The organism is Archangium primigenium (genome assembly GCF_016904885.1).
Taxonomy (GTDB): domain Bacteria; phylum Myxococcota; class Myxococcia; order Myxococcales; family Myxococcaceae; genus Cystobacter; species Cystobacter primigenius.
In genome coordinates this window covers 8,864,867-8,879,138 of sequence record NZ_JADWYI010000001.1, presented here as the reverse complement: position 1 = coordinate 8,879,138, position 14,272 = coordinate 8,864,867, and the positions used below count along the sequence as shown (strand labels likewise).

Genomic DNA, 14,272 nt, shown 5'->3' with positions numbered 1-14,272 from the left:
TCCGCAACTGTGTGGCGTCAAGGCGGGCGGCCCGGCGGCTTGTCGGGCCTGGAGAATCATGTTACCCACCGCCCAGCCACTCGGCGGTGCGATGGCGGCGTGCATGAGCGCGCCGTAGCCCGCTCCTCAGTGGTCATGCCCACCTCATTCACCGCGACACACGCGCCAGGCCGTGCCGGACATTCTCTCGGCCCGAGGTGCGCGCGCGGGGGAGAACCTCATGGACAAGAAGCCCTCACTCCAGGTCCCCACGGGAGACACGTCCTTCGTGCCGCCCGCGCCCGCCCACCGGCCCTCCTTCGAGGACGAGGCCGTCGACGGCTGGGGCTTCCGGGACACGAAGTTCGTGGTGCAGCCCAACGGCTCGGTGGTGCTCACCGGCACGCGCTACAACATCAGCAACGTCGAGCTGCCCTCGCTCATGCCGTGGTTCTCCAAGAAGCTCGCGGCGCCGCTGGGCTATGAGAACCGCAACGAGCCGCACTACCCGCCGCCCGTGCCCGAGGCGCTCGAGGCCCCCGAGCTCGTCGCCGCGCTGCGCGCCTTCCTCCAGGAGGATCAGCTCTCCGACGAGCCCACGGTGCGCCTGCGCCGGGGCCATGGCCACACGGGCGCGGAGATCTGGGCCATCCGCTACGAGCGCCTGGGCCGCGTGCCGGACCTCGTCGTCTTCCCCCACTCGCACGACGAGGTGGTGCGGCTGACCGAGGTGGCGCGGGCGCACGGCGCGTGCCTCATCCCCTTTGGCGGCGGCACCAACGTGACGGAGGCCCTGCGCCTGTCCGTGCACGAGCGGCGCTTCGTCATCGCCGTGGACATGCGGCGCATGAACCGCGTGCTCTGGGTGGACCCGGTCAACCGCACCGCCAGCATCGAGGCGGGCGCCACGGGCCGCCACATCGTGACCGAGCTCGCGAAGTACGGCCTCACCCTGGGCCATGAGCCGGACAGCCTGGAGTTCTCCACGCTCGGCGGGTGGATCGCCACCAACGCGAGCGGCATGAAGAAGAACCGCTACGGCAACATCGAGGACCTGGTGCTCGACATGCGCGTGGTGACGGCGCACGGCGTGGTGGAGCGCCCGGCCGTGGGCCCGCGCGAGAGCATCGGCGTCAACCCGCGCAACTTCATGTTCGGCAGCGAGGGCAACTACGGCATCGTGACGAGCGCCGTGGTGAAGCTCTTCCCCGTGCCCGAGGTGCAGCGCTACGGCAGCGTGCTCTTCCCGGACCTGGGCGCGGGCCTGGCGTTCCTCTACGAGCTGCAGCGCTCGGGCGCGGTGCCCGCGAGCGTGCGCGTCATGGACAGCACCCAGTTCCAGTTCGGCCAGGCGCTCAAGCCGGCCACCACCGGCGCCGCCGCCCAGGCCAAGAGCGCGCTGGAGAAGTTCTTCGTCACCCGGGTGAAGGGGTTCGATCCGGACAAGCTCGCGGTGGCCACGATCGTGTTCGAGGGCACGCGCGCCGAGGTGGAGTTCCAGGAGTCCACGCTCTACCGCATCGCCGAGCGCCACGGCGGCATGAAGGCCGGCGGCACCAACGGCGAGCGCGGCTACCAGCTCACCTTCGGCATCGCCTACATCCGCGACCTGACCTTCTCCCACTGGGCCATCGCCGAGAGCTTCGAGACGAGCGTGCCCTGGAGCCGCGCCCTGGAGCTGTACGAGCGCGTGCGCGACCGCATCCACCGCGAGCACGCCCAGCGCGGCCTGCCCGGCAAGCCGTTCTTCACCGGCCGGCTCACCCAGGTCTACCCGAGCGGCATCGCCATGTACTTCTACCTGGGCTTCTACGCCAAGGGCGTGGCGGACCCGGTGGCCGAGTACGCGGCGCTGGAGCACGCGGCGCGCGAGGAGATCCTCGCCTCGGGCGGCACGCTGTCCCACCACCACGGCGTGGGGAAGATCCGCCAGGACTTCCTCGGGGAGGTCTACTCCGAGGGCGCGCTCGCGCTCACCCGCGAGGTGAAGAAGGCCGTCGACCCGGACAACCTCTTCGGCGCGAACAACCACGGGGTGAAGGGAGCGGTGGAACTGGAGGCCCCGGACGCACCCCGCACCAACACCCGACGGACGGGGACCTGAGATGGGGCCCTCCGACGCCTCCGCGCACGTCCTGCTGACGGGCGCCACGGGGTTTCTCGGCAAGGTCGTCCTCGAGGAGCTCCTCCACCGGCGCGAGGCGTTGGGCATCGCGCGCGTGTCCGTGCTCGTGCGCGCGCAGAAGGGCCAGGGGGGCCGGGTCACCTCGCCCCAGGACCGCTTCCGCAAGGTGCTGCGCTCCGAGGTGTTCCGCCGCCTGCCCCCGGGCTGGGAGGCGTTCGTCGAGGTCGTCGGCGGGGACCTGGAGCAGCCGCGCTGTGGGCTCTCGCCCGAGGCCCTCGAGGCGCTGACGGCCCGCACCACCCACATCATCCACTGCGCGGCGAGCGTGGAGTTCGACCTGCCGGTGGCCCAGGCGGCGGCCTCCAACATCACCAGCGCCTTGAACGTGCTGGAGCTCGGGCGGGCCTGTCCCCGCCTGCACGGCCTGGTGGACGTGTCCACCGCGTACGTGACGCCCTGGCGGTCCGGCGCCCTGCCGGAGGCGCTCGCGCACCTGCCCAGGCCCGCGGAGGAGCTCTACCGCGCCATCCTGGACGGCTCGCGCCCCGAGGCGGAGCTCAAGGCGGAGACGGGCCACCCCAACACGTATACCTATACGAAGTGCCTCGCCGAGCACCTGCTGTGCGCGCGCCGGGGCGCGGTGCCCCTGCGCATCGTGCGCCCGAGCATCATCTCCGCGGCCTGGAAGGCGCCCTTTCCCGGGTGGCTGGACAGCGCGGCGGCCTTCGCCGGGTGCCTGCTCTACGCGGGCCTGGGCGTGGTGAAGGCCTGGGTGGCGGACCCCTCGGTGCGCCTGGACGTGGTGCCGGTGGACGTGGTGTCGCACGAGGTGGTGGCGGCGGCCTTCGAGGAGTCCATGCCCGCCCCCGGCGAGGCGGTGCCCATCCAGTACGCCGTCATGGGCATCGAGCGGGCGCTGCGCGTGGACCTGTCCGTGGAGTCCACCACGCGCTTCTTCCGGGAGCGGCCCGGCGGACGCGCCCGTCCGGGCATGTTCATCGGTCGGGCGGAGCACGGCTTCTGGCGCGAGGACTTCCTGCGGCGCGAGCTGCCCACGCGCGCGCTCAAGACGTGGTTCGCGGCGACGAACCAGCGGCGCGAGCGCGGCAAGCTGGAGAAGGTGGACGAGCAGGTGCGCTACATGAACTCGGTCTTCGAGTACTTCACGCACCACACCTTCGACTTCCACTCCCGGCGCGCCGCGGCCATCGAGGGCTACTCGCCCGAGGCCTACCTGGACGTGGTCAACCGCGGCCTGTACCGCCACCTGCTGCGCATGGACGAGACCCAGGTCACGCTCGCGGGCAAGGCGCACGACGACGCCCGCGGCGACGTGGCGTGGCTCCAGGAGCGCCCCCACGGCACCTGGGCCATCCGCACGCTGGGCATCGCCCTGCGCAAGTCCCTGCGCCGCTGCACCTCGCGCATCACCTTCGACCGGACGTCCTTCGAGCGCGCCGTGGACGCGGCCCCCGCGGACACGCTCTTCATCCTGGCGCCCTCGCACCGCAGCTACCTGGACTTCCTGCTGTCCAGCTACCTGTGCTTCCAGCACCCGGAGCTGGGCATTCCCGTGCCGCACATCGCGGCGGCCGAGGAGTTCTCCCGCATCCCCTTCGTGGGCCACGTCCTCCAGCAGGCGCAGGCCTTCTACTTGAAGCGGGGCGTGGGCAAGGAGTCCACCGAGCTGAACCAGACCCTGGGCGACATCATCTCGCGCCGCGCCTCGGTCATGTTCTTCGTGGAGGGCCAGCGCAGCCGCTCGCGGCACGTGCTCGCGCCCAAGCGCGGCCTCTTGCGCGGCCTGCAGCAGACGAACCAGGTCTTCACCGTGCTGCCCATTTCCATCTCCTATGACCGCGTGCCCGAGGAGCCGGCCCTGGAGCGGGAATTGTCCGGAGGGGGGCGCTCGCGCATGTCCCTGCGGGCGCTGCTCACCTGGCTCGGGCGGCTCGCCCAGGACGACGTCCGTCTGGGCCGCATCCACCTGTCCTGTGGCGCGCCCATCCTGATGACGCCCGCCTCGGACGTGCGCACGGTCTCCGAGCGCATCGTCGCCGCGCAGCAGCACGGCCTGGTGGCCACGCGCTTCCACGTGCGCGCCTTCCTGCGGGACACGCCGCTCGAAGGGGTGGACGAGGCCTGGCTCGTTGACGCCCTGCGCGCGCGCGGCGGACGGGTGCTCGACAGCGACCTGCCCGCGCCCGACGCGGCCTCGCCCGTCCTCCGCCAGTCCCTGCGCAACCAGTGGATGCACTGGTTCTACCCGGACGCGCTCGCGCTCTACCCGGACAGCCTCGCCGTGCGCGACCACGTGGCGCGCCGCGGCTGGCTCGACACGCCCACGCCCCGCCCCCCGAGCGACCCGCGCGTGCGTCGGCTCGTGGAGGCCCTGTTCGCGCCCATCGCGCGCGACTACGTGCGTGTGGCCGAGGCGCTCGGCTCCCCCGAGCGCATGCCGCTGCCCCCCGGGCCCAAGTCCCTCGTGGTCGCCCAGCCCGAGGCCCACCTGCCGCACCTGGAGGACGCCTACCAGGCGCTCGTGGACCAGGGCCTCCTGACCTCGTCGCGCCCGGGCATCTACGCCTGGGGCCCCCAGGCCCCGGCGCTCGAGGCCTTCCGGGCGGAGTGCCCGCTCCAGGGCGCGCCCCTCTCGCGGGCGGTGAGCGCATGAGCACGCCTCGTGTCCTCGTGACTGGCGCCACGGGCTTCCTCGGCCGCCATCTGCTCGGCGTGTTGCGCGCGGCGGCCGTACCCACCGCCGTGCTCGTGCGTGACCCCCAGGCCTGGGCGCGCCAGGACTGGGTCGCGGAAGCGGGCCCCGTGTCCGTTTTCGAGGGATCTCCCCAAATTCGGACACCGTGGCTGAACGCGCCCGGCCTGGGCGGGGTGAAGACCATTTTCCACCTGGCGGCGGCCGTCTCCCACTCGCGTCAGGCCGCTCCGGCGGATGACTTCAACGTCGAGAGCACCTTGCAGATGGTGCGCGCGGCGAAGGAGTGGGGTGCGCGGCTCGTCTTCATGTCCAGCTCGGGCACGGTGGGCTGCTTCCGCTTCCCCCGGCTCGTCGCGGACGAGCACTCGCCGTTCGCCGAGTCGCTCGCGGGCCGCTGGCCCTACTACGCGTCGAAGATCCGCGCCGAGCGGGAGGCGCGCCGGCTCGCGGACAAGCTGGGCGTGGAGCTGGTCATCCTCCGGCCGCCCGTGATGCTCGGGCCGGGTGACCACCGCCTGCGCTCGACCCAGCACGTGATGAAGGTGCTCGGGGGGAACCTGCCCGTCATTCCTCCGGGGGGCATGCACTTCACGGATGTGCGTGACGTGGCGGCGGCGCTGGGGCGGCTCGTGACGCTCGAGCGTCCGCGCGCCGTCTACCACCTGCCCGGCACGGCGTGCTCGCTCGCGGAGTTCTTCCACATGGTGGGCGAGGTGTCCGGCATGCCGGTGACCGAGCGGCGGGTGCCCGGCTGGGCGGTGAAGGGCGTGGCCCGGCTCACGCGTCGGCATGCGCCGGGCTGGATGCCGGATCCGGTCCTGCTGGAGATGAGCACCTGTTTCTGGGGCCTGTCGACGCTCTGGAGCGATCGGGAGCTGGGCTACACGCCACGGGCTCCCCGCCAGACGCTGGTGGAGACGGTGGCCTGGCTGCGGGCGCACCACCCCGCGCTGCGCGACGCGCGGGGGTGAGCGCGGGCCCACGAGGACGGCTTCACGGCGCCTCGTGGGTCAGCCGCTCCGCATCGCGCAGGAGCGTGCGCGCGCTCTCCGTGTCCTTCGCCACGGTGTAGTAGCCGCGGACGCGGGCCTGGGCGTCCAGGAGCACGAAGTGCTCTCCGTGGAGGATGCTCAGGAAGTCCTCGTCTCCCGCGTCCGCGTCCCGGCCCATCAGCACGCGAAAGCCGTCGATCACGGTCTGCTCGACAACGTCCAGGGGCCCGGTGAGCAGCGACCAGTTCCCCAGGTCGACGCCGTGCACGCGCGCGTACTCCTTCAACCGCGGGGGCGTGTCGTGACGGGGGTCCACGCTGAAGGACACGAAGCGCACGTCCACGCCCGAGGCCTTCGCCTCGCGCTGGAGCTGACGCATGCGCTCGGTGAGGACCGGACAGACGGTGGGGCAGCGCGTGAAGATGAAGTCGGCGATGAAGACGTGGCCACGCAGGTTCGCCTCGCCGAAGGGCCGGTCGTCCTGGTCGCGCAGCGCGAAGGCCGGGAGCTGTCCGTAGACGGGCAGGGACTCGGTGGGCCTGGGCATGCCCAGGAGCAGCGTGACGGCGAGGACGCCCAGCGCTCCGGCGCTCAGCAGCAGGACGAGGGGGAGGCGCTGGGACGGCGTCGGGGACAGCATGGTGCCTCGGACATTCCCTCAACGCAGGCGCGCTGGCGACGCGACAAGTTGTCGCGCGCGAGGCGGGCGCGGGCGTTGTTATGGCCAGGCCTTCCCCGCAGCCCTTCAGGAGCCAGACATGTTGAGAGCCGCCGTGTTGATGGGACTGGTGTTGGCCGCGCCGTCCACCCTGGCGAGCGAGGTGTCGATCGCCTCGGTGGCCAGCGCCTCGGGGCGCTTCCAGGTGGAGGTCCGGGCGCGGCAGGTCCCACTCAAGCGCGGGCCGCAGACCCTGCGCTTCGTGGTCACCGAGACGAAGACGCACGCGCCCGCCACGGGGCTTCAGCTGGCCTTGGAGCCCTGGATGCCGTCCATGGGTCATGGCATCAACGACACGCCCCAGGTCAGCGCCGTGGGACCGGGCCAGTTCCAGGTGGTGGACCTCGACCTGTTCATGCCCGGAGTCTGGGAGCTGCGCCTGCGCCTGTCGGGCGCCGCGACGGACCAGGCCGTGGTCACGCTCAAGCTCACCCGGTGAGCCCGTGCTCCGGGAGGCCCGCGCGAAAGGGGCCTCCCGGGGCGACATGGGAACTTCAGCGGTTGGTGTTCTCCACCGACACGAGCGAGAACATGCTCGCGAAGTCATTGGACAGCCGCTCGCGCTCCGTCTCGGTGCTGGCGTTGATGGTGGACGTGGTGTTCGGGCTGTAGGTGGTGAAGAGCCGGGCGGCGTCCGCGTTCAGCTTGATGTCCAGCTTCCTCTGGCTGTTCACCGTGACGGGCGAGGGGAAGGCGAAGCGCACGGTGCGCAGGTCCGCGTTGGTGCCCGTCTCCCAGGCGAACGGGGCGGAGGTGCCATCCGCCTTGACGTAGGTGCCCTGGGTCTTCGTGAAGATGTAGCTGGTGAACCACATCCAGGTGACCGCGCTCATGTTCTTGAGCACGCTCAGCTCGCCCGTCTGCCGGCTCAGGTTGTCATTGTAGGTGGGGTCCACGCCGAGGTTGAACGTGAGGGCCGTGTACTGGCCCGCGGGGACCTCGCGCGCCTGGACGGTGTCGCGGTGGGCCGCCTCCAGCGTGACCTCCGTGGACGTTCCGCTCAGCGGCTGCGCCTTCATGAAGTCCATCAGGTAGTAGCTGCCCGGAACGAGCACCCGCGTGCCGTCCGCCTTCTCCAACTGGACGCTCGTCAGCCAATAGCGCAGCTCGGTGAAGGAGATCCGCGCCCCGCTGGCCAGGGTGTACGGCCGGTCCAACGCCAGGGGCGCGCCGCCCAGTGTCAGCTCCGCCTTGAGGGACAGGGTGCCGTCGGTGCGCGCCAGCAGCTCCTGGACGCTCTTGAGCTGGGCATTGGCCTCCTGGAGGCGGCGCAAGGCGCCATCGTGGTCCTGGATCTCCAGCAGCTCCTGGGCCTCGGCGAGCTGCTCCTTCAGCCGGTCCACCTCCGACTGCATCCGCGCGTGTTCTCGCTGGGACGTGGCCGCGTCCTGCTGGCTCTGGTCGAGCTGGGCCTGCAACCGCGCGACCTCGGTCTTCAGGGCATCCACCTGCCCCTGGAGCTCCTGGTACTCCTGGGCGGAGTGCTCGGTGCCGGAGGCTGCCGTGCCGCACGCGGGCAGCACGAGGCACAGCAGGGCGAGCAGCAGGGAGCGCGCGGCTCCGGACGCGGGGGACGGGGACATGGGGTTCATGGCGGCACTATCCGCCAGGGCTCCGGCCACGGCGGCGCGGTGAATTGCCGCATCCCGTCCGCCGTGTCGCGTGCCGCACGGCTCAGGGGCCCGGCGGAGGTCCCAGGTCGGGGGACGTGAGGAAGGCCTCGTCCGTCAGCGTGTCGAGGAAGGCGAGGAGGGCCGTCTTCTCCAGGTCCGTCAGGGGCACGCCGGGAGGCGCGGGCGCGCGGCGGAAGGCCCCGTCCAACGTGGGGGAGTCCACCATGCCGTGGCGGTAGTGCTCCAGGACGGCGTCCAGGGTGGGGAAGCGGCCGTCGTGCATGTAGGGCGCCGAGCGCGCCACGTTGCGCAGCGTGGGCGTCTTGTAGCGCCCCGTGTCCTCGGCCCGCAGGGTGACGCGGCCCCGGCCCCGGGTCACCTGCTCGCCCGTGCCGAACACCGCGTCCAGGCCATTGTTGTGGAAGGCCTGGTCCGTGAAGAGTTCCGAGCCGTGGCAGGGCGCGCACCGCTCGCGCACGAGGTCGTGTCCGGCCCGCTCCAGGGTGCTCAGCCCGGCCCCGGGCTCGCCCCGGCGCCAGCGGTCATAGCGGGAGTCCGCCGACACGAGCGTGCGCTGGAACTGGGCGAGCGCCCGCAGCAGGTGGCTCAGGGACGGCCCTCCCGGACCGAAGGCGGCCTCGAAGCGGCGCACGGCCTCGGGCGTGGCGGCGAGCCGGTCCATCAGGGCCTGGAGGTCGGCCTGGCCCATCTCGTCCGCGTGGGTGAGGGGCGCGAGCGACAGCGACTCCAGGTTCTTCGCCCCGCCATCCCAGAAGAGCCCCCCGGCCCAGGCGAGGTTGATGAGCGTGGGGGTGTGGCGGGCGAGCGGCCGTCCACTCACGCCGAGCGTGGCCAGGGGCACGTCGAGCGCGAAGGCCCGGGCCTGGACGTGGCACGTGGCGCACGACACCTGGCCGTTGCTCGACAATTGGGGCGCGTAGAACAGCCAGCGGCCCAGCGCCACGCCCTCGGGGGTGAGGGGGTTGTCCTCCGGGGAGGGCAGGGCGGTGTGGCCCAGGGGGAGCACCGGGCCCGTGGGCGCCTGCCCGGGGCCCGGGTCCGACGCCGGACCCGGGCCACAGGCCACGAGCAGGGCCCCTCCCAGCACCGACGCGCGGCGAAGTTGTTGGAGCATGACCGCCGCACGTTAGGCCAGCGTGGCCCCCCGCGCCCCGAGGCGAATCGCCGCACCCGGCGCTAGTAGCGCCAGACCTCGGCCGAGGACACCTTGTCGTTGAACGTGCCGCCCAGGTTGCCCTGGCTCTGGGTGACGTACATCCCCGCGCCGCCCCAGTTCTCGTGCTCCCAGAGGTTCGCCCGGTAGTTGCCGATGATGCGCACCGAGGAGGCGCGGTCGTTGAAGCCCCGGCTGCCCAGCTCCTGGGCGGGGCCCGTGAGTTGAATCACGTCGCCCTGGAACTGGTCGTGCTCGTACAGGTACACGCCGGGCTGGGCGCCGTAGCCCCACACCGCGTAGGCGTAGTCCCCGTGCCAGCGCATGGAGTGCGCGCCCCACTGGGAGTAGGCCCAGTTGTTGAAGCCGCCGGGCGCGCGCTTGACCAGCACCGTCCAGTTCTGGAACGGGAAGCGCGCCCGCACGCGCGAGGCGAGCTGCGACGCCCGGTTCTCCGCCGAGCCGCTCAGGCTTCCCACCTGGCCATCCACGTAGCTCGCCAGGAAGCCCTCGCTCACGGCGCTGTCGTTGGACACCGTGTGGAACGCCACCTGGCTGTAGCCGTCCACCCAGTCCGACTGCCGGTACAGCCCGTTGTGCGTCGCCGAGTAGCCCCAGTTGTCGCCGCCCGGCGTCCCCGACACGATGACGTGCCAGTACACGCCCGGCACCGTGTGCTCCACGAACGCGCGCGCCTCGAGCAACCGGTCGCGCGCCTTGTCGTCCCCGTCCCCGTGCCAGCCGTAGGAGAGGTTGTTGAAGGCCGTGGCGAAGTCCGCGCCGAGGCTCGCCGCGCTCGGGGCCAGGCGGAAGTTGTGGGCGATGATGGCGTCGATCAGCGCCGCGCCCGGGAAGTCCATCATCAGGATGCCCGTGCGCTGCACGTTGGGGCCCATCAGGTAGTGCAGGGCCTGCTCGTTGACCGAGCCCGCGATGGCCGAGGGCGTGCCACCGGCGCCCGAGGCGCTCAGGAAGTTCATGGACAGCGCGTGGGTGTCTCCCGCGTTCGTCGCCACCAGGTGGTTGCGCACCAGGTTCCACTTGGTCGAGGTGTTCGTCTCCTCCCACGCGTCCTGCAGGCGGATGCTGCCCCAGTTGATGCCGTGGTCGCCGCCCGGAAAGTCATCCAGGATGACGATCTTCCCGCGCACCTCGCTCAGCGTGGGCACGTGCGTGCCGCGCCAGATGTAGGGGTTGTAGGCGGCCTGGTCGCGGTACCACTCGAACGTGGCGGCGAAGGAGCGCGAGACGTTCTCCTCGGTGTGCTCCTGCTTCACGCGCATGAGCACCGTCTCGGTGGGGTTGTCCTTGAGGAACTGCACCGTGGTGGCCAGCACGTTGTCGTACGTGGTCATCAGGTAGTACGCCCCATGGTGGATGGTGAAGCGATCCCCGATGTGGCGCGCCCGGATGTCCAGCGCCCGCACGCCCGCGTCCAGCTGCGGGCGCAGGTTCATCCCCTGGGTGAGGATCCACGCGCGCTCGAAGACGGTCACGTACCACTCCGTCTCGTCCGCCATGGTGTCGTGCGTGCCCGGCACCGACAGCGCCGACACCCGCGTGCCATCCGGCACCCAGCGCATCCAGTTGGGATGCTGCGTGGGGACGCTCGTCTCGCTGTTGTAGTACCGGCCATGCGCCGCGGCGAAGGGCGCCGGCAGCAGCAGGGCCAGCAGCAGGGCCAGCGCACCGCGCGGGCCACGGGACGGGCTGAGCAAGGGATTCATGCGTTCTCCAGGATGGGGGGTGCCACGTCCTGACGTAGCACGGGTCCATCCTGGAGAAACGCGCAAATCAGGAAATCACGTCACTCACAGGACTCGGTCTTCTGGGGCAGGGCGGCCTTCTGCGCCTCGCGCACGAAGAGGGGCCCCGCGCCGAAGAAGCCCTCGCCGCCCTGGACGCGGACGATGCCGCGCCTGGCGTCCACCACGGACCAGGTCAGCGGCCCGCCCGGGGTGAGCGTGAGCGTGTAGGCGCCCGAGGCCCCGGGCGTGAGCGCGGTGACGCGCAGCTTCTCCTGCTCCTGGCCGTAGTCGATGTCTCCCTGGCCGTCCGCGGCGAGGGTGAAGTGGGGGATGGCCGCGTCACACGGCTTGCTCACGACGTAGCCCTTGCCTTGCTTCTGCACGCGCCACCACGTCCCCGCGAGCGCCTGGGCGTCCACCGCGGCCGCGCCGCACTGGAGCTCCTCGCGCTTGAGCCAGCCCACGGTGGCCACCTGGGGGCCCACGAAGCGTCCGGGGATGAAGGCCGGCTCGGTGCCCGGCACGTACACCTGCACCGCGTCCCGGGCGAGGACGAACGCCTTGCGCTGGGTGTTGCGGGCGTCCGCGTCGTGGAAGTAGGCCTTGGGGGCCACCACCTGGCAGCGGGTGGGCGGCTTCACGCTCGCGCGCGCGAAGGCGCCCGAGCCCGGCCACCCCGCGCCACAGCACTCGGGAGGCTGGGCGCTCTCGAGCGTGAGCTGCTGGGGCGTTACCCTGAGGGTCCACGTGCCCTCGCCGTCCACGTCCTTGAGCGTCCAGCGGTCGGCGGCCTTCTTCTGGACCACGAGCGCGCACTCGCACGTCCCCTCGCTCTGGCCCTGCGCGAAGCTGGCGCCGTAGTTCACCAGCGTCTCGTTGCGGCCCTCCAGGATGGAGAGCTCCGCCTGCTGCCGCGCATACAGCCCCGACAGGTCCGGCGCGGGGGCCGCCGCCCCGGCGAGGGTCGACCCCACGCCGCACACCAGGATCACCGCCCAGCCCCCGCTCCGCATCGTCGCCTTCTGGCCCATCGTCCGTCCTCCTGTGAATCAACCTTCGTCCATGGCCTGCTCCTCGCCGAGCACTTCCTCGAGGGGCGTGGGTGGCTCCTCGTCGCTCTCCAGCGCGAGGGGCGCGGAGGTGGCGGGAGGCGTCACCGGCAGGAGTCGCGCCGCGTCGAGCACCAGGATGAGCAGGACCAGGGCACTGCCTACCACCGTCAGCCGCCAGGAGGGGCGGTGGGTCCACGTGCGCGGGCGCGGAGGGGATTCACGCTCGAACAGTCCCGCCAGGGCCCACAACATCCCCAGCCCCCCCAGGGCCACCAGGGTGTTGACCGCGCCCACCAGCCGCGCGCGCGCCGTCCACCGGGCGAGGAACAGCGCCACCCACACGTGCGCCACGTACATGAGCAGGCCATGGCGCCCCAGCCGGGTCACGAACGCCGTCAGCCGGCTGTGCCTCAGGCGCGGCCACGCCAGGTCACTCACCAGCATGAGGCTCGCCACGGCCGCCAGGTACTTGAGCGCCTCGCCCGTGGACAGGGGCGTCTTCCAGAACACGAGCGACAGCGGCGCCGCGAGCCCGAAGTCCTTGGCGTACGCGCTCGTCCACAAGAGTGCCCACCCGCTCACGGCGAGCAGTGCCAGCCGCGCCTTGAGCCCCCGGGGCAGGCCGCTCCACGCGGGCAGCACCCGGCCCCAGAGCAGTCCCGCCACGAACAGCAACTGCCAGAGCACCCAGCGGAACTCGTTCTGGATGGTGGGGCCCCCCCACGCGTTCTCGCCGAGCTGTCCCCAGGCGAACAGCCCCCCGCTCGCCAGGGCCAGCACCCACCACCGCCCCCGGCGGACGAGCTCCAGGAAGAGCGGGCTCAGGGCGATCATCACCATATAGAGCGGCAAGAGCCCGCCGCCCCGCTGGAAGGACAGGATCTCCCCCAGCGCCGCGCGGTAGGACTCCACGGGCATCCCCGTCACCAGGGGGTAGAGCAGGAGGTAGCTGAACTCCGCCGCCCAGTGCACGCCGAGCAGGAAGCCCACCCGCTGGAGCATCCACCGGTACGTCTGGCGCCGCTGCGCGGGCTCCCGGGTCCGGGGCAGGAAGACGACCCCCACGGACAGCCCCGAGATGAACACGAAGCCGCCCGCGGCGAAGCGGGTGTACTCCCCGAGGATCGCCGTGAGCGGCTGGCCCAGCGACAGGCCCTGGTAGACGAGGTGCACCAGCACCATGTCGACGAGGCACAGGCCTCGCCAGAAATCGATTCGGGAGTCACGGAGGGGGGTGGGGGAATTCATTGGTGCTCAACAGAATACCCGGCGCTCCCCGCTTCCGGGGAGGGGCGCCTCCTTAAGGTTCCCTCAAGAGCGCCCTCCTACGCTGGCTCCAACAGTGAGGAGGACGCACATGCACGGTGACGACCACGACCAGGGACTCGAGCACGACCTCGCGGTATTGGCGGCTCGGGTGGAGCGCAGGCGGGTGCTGCGGTGGATGGCGGGCGCGGCGCTGCTGCCGCTCGTGGGGTGTGGGGGCTCGGAGCAGGGCGGCTCGGCCTGCGAGTCGGAGATCCCCGAGGAGACCGCCGGCCCCTACCCGGGCGATGGCTCCAATGGCGCCAACGCGCTCGTGCTCTCGGGCATCGTGCGCCGGGACATCCGCTCGAGCCTCGCGGGCCAGTCGGGCACCGCGGAGGGCGTGCCCCTCACCGTCACGCTGACCCTGGTCAACAGCGCGGACGGCAGCTGCGCGCCGCTCGCCGGCTACGCCGTCTACCTCTGGCACTGCGACCGGGACGGCAAGTACTCGATGTACACCCTCACGAACCAGAACTACCTGCGCGGCGTCCAGGAGACGGGGGCGGATGGCACGGTGACCTTCACCACCATCTTCCCCGGGTGCTACTCCGGGCGCATGCCGCACATCCACTTCGAGATCTACCCGAGCCTGGCCAAGGCCACCGCGTCCGGCAACACGCTGCACACCTCGCAGCTCGCCCTGCCGGTGGACGCGTGCGACGCGGTGTACGCGACGTCCGGCTACAGCGCGAGCGTGAGCAACCTCGCGCGCATCAGCTTCGCCCAGGACAACGTCTTCAGCGATGGGACGAGCCTGCAGCTGGCGAGCGTGACGGGCAGCGCGGCGGAGGGGTACGTCGCGACGCTGACGGTGGGCCTGTCGGTCTGAGCGTCCCCTCCAGCGCGC

General features: G+C 71.6%; 11 protein-coding genes. 5 read left to right on the top strand and 6 right to left on the bottom strand.

The genetic code is table 11. The features are described 5' to 3' along the window. The first annotated feature begins 220 nt into the window (after positions 1–220). Genes I3V78_RS36445 through I3V78_RS36435 form a run of 3 tightly spaced genes read left to right on the top strand, consistent with a single transcriptional unit; the run spans position 221 to position 5,791 of the window. Positions 221–2,083, top strand: a complete 1,863-nt coding sequence (locus I3V78_RS36445; RefSeq protein ID WP_204495266.1) for an FAD-binding oxidoreductase — start codon at positions 221–223, stop codon at positions 2,081–2,083. A gap of 1 nt (position 2,084) precedes the next feature. Continuing rightward, positions 2,085–4,778: an SDR family oxidoreductase gene (locus I3V78_RS36440; RefSeq protein ID WP_204495263.1), complete on the top strand. Its 2,694-nt coding sequence runs from the start codon at positions 2,085–2,087 to the stop codon at positions 4,776–4,778. Further along, positions 4,775–5,791 carry an NAD-dependent epimerase/dehydratase family protein gene (locus I3V78_RS36435; protein WP_204495261.1) on the top strand — a complete coding sequence of 339 codons (1,017 nt, stop codon included), beginning with the start codon at positions 4,775–4,777 and terminating at the stop codon, positions 5,789–5,791. Before I3V78_RS36440 ends, I3V78_RS36435 begins: the two co-directional genes overlap by 4 nt. 22 nt (positions 5,792–5,813) lie before the next feature. Here I3V78_RS36435 and I3V78_RS36430 read toward each other — a convergent pair whose 3' ends face one another. After that, on the bottom strand, positions 5,814–6,452 hold the full coding sequence (locus I3V78_RS36430; RefSeq protein ID WP_204495259.1) for an SCO family protein: 639 nt from the start codon (positions 6,450–6,452) through the stop codon (positions 5,814–5,816). Positions 6,453–6,570: 118 nt separating this feature from the next. On the opposite strand from I3V78_RS36430, the gene I3V78_RS36425 reads away from it, so the two are divergent. Then, on the top strand, positions 6,571–6,969 hold the full coding sequence (locus I3V78_RS36425) for a FixH family protein (RefSeq protein WP_204495256.1): 399 nt from the start codon (positions 6,571–6,573) through the stop codon (positions 6,967–6,969). A 55-nt stretch (positions 6,970–7,024) separates the two neighbouring features. Here the strand turns inward: I3V78_RS36425 and I3V78_RS36420 are convergent, their stop codons facing one another. The 5 genes from I3V78_RS36420 to opgC form a co-directional block, all read right to left on the bottom strand. After that, positions 7,025–8,122 carry an MbnP family protein gene (locus I3V78_RS36420; RefSeq protein ID WP_204495254.1) on the bottom strand — a complete coding sequence of 366 codons (1,098 nt, stop codon included), beginning with the start codon at positions 8,120–8,122 and terminating at the stop codon, positions 7,025–7,027. A gap of 82 nt (positions 8,123–8,204) precedes the next feature. Continuing rightward, complete coding sequence (locus I3V78_RS36415) at positions 8,205–9,278, bottom strand: cytochrome-c peroxidase (protein WP_204495252.1); 1,074 nt, start codon at positions 9,276–9,278, stop codon at positions 8,205–8,207. A gap of 62 nt (positions 9,279–9,340) precedes the next feature. After that, positions 9,341–11,044 carry a phosphatidylinositol-specific phospholipase C domain-containing protein gene (locus tag I3V78_RS36410; protein WP_204495250.1) on the bottom strand — a complete coding sequence of 568 codons (1,704 nt, stop codon included), beginning with the start codon at positions 11,042–11,044 and terminating at the stop codon, positions 9,341–9,343. Between the two features lie 80 nt (positions 11,045–11,124). Further along, complete coding sequence (locus I3V78_RS36405) at positions 11,125–12,096, bottom strand: hypothetical protein (protein ID WP_204495248.1); 972 nt, start codon at positions 12,094–12,096, stop codon at positions 11,125–11,127. A gap of 18 nt (positions 12,097–12,114) precedes the next feature. Further along, a complete protein-coding gene (gene opgC, locus I3V78_RS36400) occupies positions 12,115–13,365 on the bottom strand; it encodes an OpgC domain-containing protein (RefSeq protein WP_204495246.1) in 1,251 nt (416 codons plus the stop codon). A 109-nt stretch (positions 13,366–13,474) separates the two neighbouring features. Here opgC and I3V78_RS36395 point away from each other — a divergent pair, with 109 nt between their 5' ends. Beyond that, on the top strand, positions 13,475–14,254 hold the full coding sequence (locus I3V78_RS36395) for an intradiol ring-cleavage dioxygenase (protein ID WP_204495244.1): 780 nt from the start codon (positions 13,475–13,477) through the stop codon (positions 14,252–14,254). Positions 14,255–14,272 lie beyond the last annotated feature (18 nt).